The organism is Bacillus sp. P4_D3 (assembly GCF_056401855.1).
Map to the genome: position 1 here is coordinate 1 of NZ_JBFUIN010000391.1, position 2,895 is coordinate 2,895.

4 protein-coding genes and 1 pseudogene are annotated in these 2,895 nt (G+C 31.8%); all 5 read left to right on the forward strand.

Annotated features, from left to right (window positions below; genetic code table 11):
• Positions 1-150: GNAT family N-acetyltransferase (locus tag AC1DTM_RS21590; RefSeq protein WP_477000840.1), on the forward strand; the 150-nt coding region annotated here is incomplete at its 5' end.
• Positions 150-737, forward strand: coding sequence for a kinase (locus AC1DTM_RS21595; RefSeq protein WP_340824479.1), 588 nt, complete (start codon positions 150-152; stop codon positions 735-737). The genes AC1DTM_RS21590 and AC1DTM_RS21595, both read left to right, overlap by 1 nt.
• Positions 738-772: 35 nt before the next feature.
• Positions 773-1,357: an HAD-IA family hydrolase gene (locus AC1DTM_RS21600; RefSeq protein WP_477000838.1), complete on the forward strand. Its 585-nt coding sequence runs from the start codon at positions 773-775 to the stop codon at positions 1,355-1,357.
• Between the two features lie 211 nt (positions 1,358-1,568).
• A complete protein-coding gene (locus AC1DTM_RS21605; protein ID WP_477000839.1) occupies positions 1,569-2,303 on the forward strand; it encodes a response regulator transcription factor in 735 nt (244 codons plus the stop codon).
• A pseudogene (locus AC1DTM_RS21610) lies at positions 2,303-2,895 on the forward strand (GHKL domain-containing protein); the annotation flags it as partial. The gene AC1DTM_RS21605 and the pseudogene AC1DTM_RS21610, both read left to right, overlap by 1 nt.

Consider the following 2,895-nt stretch of genomic DNA (forward strand, 5'->3'; position numbering starts at 1 on the left):
GTCGTATATATAGAAAATGAAGCTTCCCGTAATTTATTAAAAAAAGCCGGATTTCAAGAAGAAGGATTACTTCGAAAATATATGATTCAAAATGATGTTGCTCATGACACGGTCGTTTATTMATTATTAAAAGAAGATTGGCAAAAGTAATGAGCACAAGTGAAATAATGAAAGTTATTAAGGAGCATAAAGATGAGCGATTTATATTAGGTATAGATGGTCTAAGTCGTTCAGGTAAAACAACATTGGTTAAAGAGTTGGAAGAAGATTTGAAGCAAAGTGAAATCCCGTTTCATATTTTTCATATTGACGATCATATTACTGAGCGTAATAAGCGATATAATACTGGATTTGCAGAATGGTATGAGTACTACAACCTTCAATGGGATATAGAGTGGTTGCAGCGAAACTTTTTTTGGAAGTTACAAAGCGATATACAAGTACAATTGCCTTTCTATCATGATGAAACAGACATATGTGAAATGAAAGAAATACAGCTTCCTTTAGTAGGTGTAATAATTGTTGAAGGTGTTTTTCTGCAGCGAAAAGAATGGAGAAATTTCTTTCATTATATGGTGTATTTGGATTGTTCAAGAGAGACAAGGTTTCTTCGCGAGAGTGAGGAAACGCAGAAGAACCTTCCAAAGTTTCAAAGTAGGTATTGGAAAGCTGAGGAGTATTATTTGGAAAAGGAATCACCGAGGGATTTGGCAGATTTCGTAATACGCAATATGTAACAATGTAAGTAAGTAAAAAATAGAAGGTGTATAAAATGAATATTTTATGGGATTTTGATGGGACGTTATTTAATACGTATCCTGCATATACAATGATGCTTTCTGAAATATTAGGTGATGCAGTAGATAAACAAGAAATATACAAAAACTTAAAAATATCATATTCCCACGCAATTCAATATTACAACATTTCAAATGAACAGGAAGAACAGATTAAAGTTTTGAAGAAACAGTTTACTCCAAAAGATATGAAACCATTTGAAGGTGTCGAAGAGATTTTGAAATTTGCGCATCAAAACGTGATTATGACACATAAACATAGGACAGGAGTTATGGAAATCTTAAAGTATTATGGATGGGACAAATACTTCGTCGATATGGTTACAATTGACGATGGTTTCCCTCGAAAACCGAACTCTTTAGCTTATGATCATTTACATAAAAAGCACAATATTGATCTAGCAATTGGAGATAGAGAGTTAGATCTATTGCCTGCGAAGGAATTAGGTATTTCAACATGTATGTTTCAAGATAAATGTGATGTAGCGGACTATTCTTTATCGCATTACTCTGAGTTTTTTAAGGTAGTTATTGATAGAGATAGAGAGTTTTCTTTATAAATGGCTTGATTAAAACTTCTACTTTTTACTCGGAAAGTAGAGGTTATTTTCTATGTTTAAAAAAACTATAGTGGATTAATACTTTCAAGTGTATAGAAGGAGATTGTTATAATAATGTGAATTATATAGTTATAGATAAATCTGTAGATAAAGGGGTATGTTTTTGAACTTTTTTAAGTAAGTGAAAGATTTCTATAAGGCGAGTGATAATATGAGTATTTTCATTTTAGAAGATGATGTCATACAAGCACAGCAAATGAAGCGGTTAGTTGAAGAGATTTGTGAGAAATATATGTTGCCGTACGATTTTATCGAAGTAACTAGTAAAAGTGAAAACATTATTAAAAACATTCCACGGGCGACTTATGTACCAATTTATTTTTTAGATATTGAGATAAAAAGAGAAGAACGTAAAGGGTTGCAAGTAGCGCAAGAAATTCGTAAATATGATACGCAAGGGATTATTGTGTTTGTAACGACGCATTCAGAATTTGCACCGATCTCGTATCAATACATGGTATCAGCTTTAACATTTATTGATAAAGGTTTGCCTTATGAAGAACGATATCAAGTATTTGAGCAATGTTTGCTTCAATATGAGGCACGCAATAAGACTACTATTCCTAAGGATGATTTTATTGTTGAAAATAGTAAAGCTACTGTGCGACTGCCATTTCATGCAGTCGAATATATTATGACCGATGAACCACATCGTTTAGCTTTAGTGACGTTAGATCGTATCGTTTATTTTTATGGAACATTAAAAGAGATTGAAATAGTAGATGAACGGTTATTTCGTTGTCATCAATCATATGTCGTGAATATTATACAAATGTCTTCTTATGATACAACGCAGAAGATGATGATATTAAAAAGTGGGAAACGAATTCCAGTATCGCGGCGTTTAGTTAGTAAAGTACGTACAATGTTAAAGGGTGAGATGTAATGTATATTTATGATGTGTTTGCACTTTTGCTCACTAGTATGAGTCATACCTTCTTATACATTCAATTAATCCGGTACAATAGATTGTCATATAGAATGTTAGCGTCTTTAAGTGTTGTATTTATTATTTTACTTGTAATTGTCGTAACAGTAACGAGATATCCAGAGCTTAATAGTACAATTGTGTTATTTCTAATAAGTTTAGGATTGATGCAAAATGAATTGAACTTTATGCGGAATTTATATTTTGCGCTTGTTAGCATGGTTATTATTACGCTTGTGAAAATGCTATTTCTCGAAGTGGGTATGAAACTATTTATGTTAACACCATTTGATTTCTATTTATGGACAGCGAGTATAATTCATCTTATCGTGTCGCTCATAACTTTTATAGGTATTGTATTAGCTCGTAAACGAATTCAAAGTATCGCTCAGTACATAGTAGGAAGTCCACTATATTATGTTACTTATATTTTGTTAATTATTGGGTTTATTATTGAATTAATTTTAACGAGTCCATCCACTGATTTTTTAGCAAAGTTAAATCAGCAATATGGTGAATTGAGTTTTATTTCAGCAATTATATTGTTCTT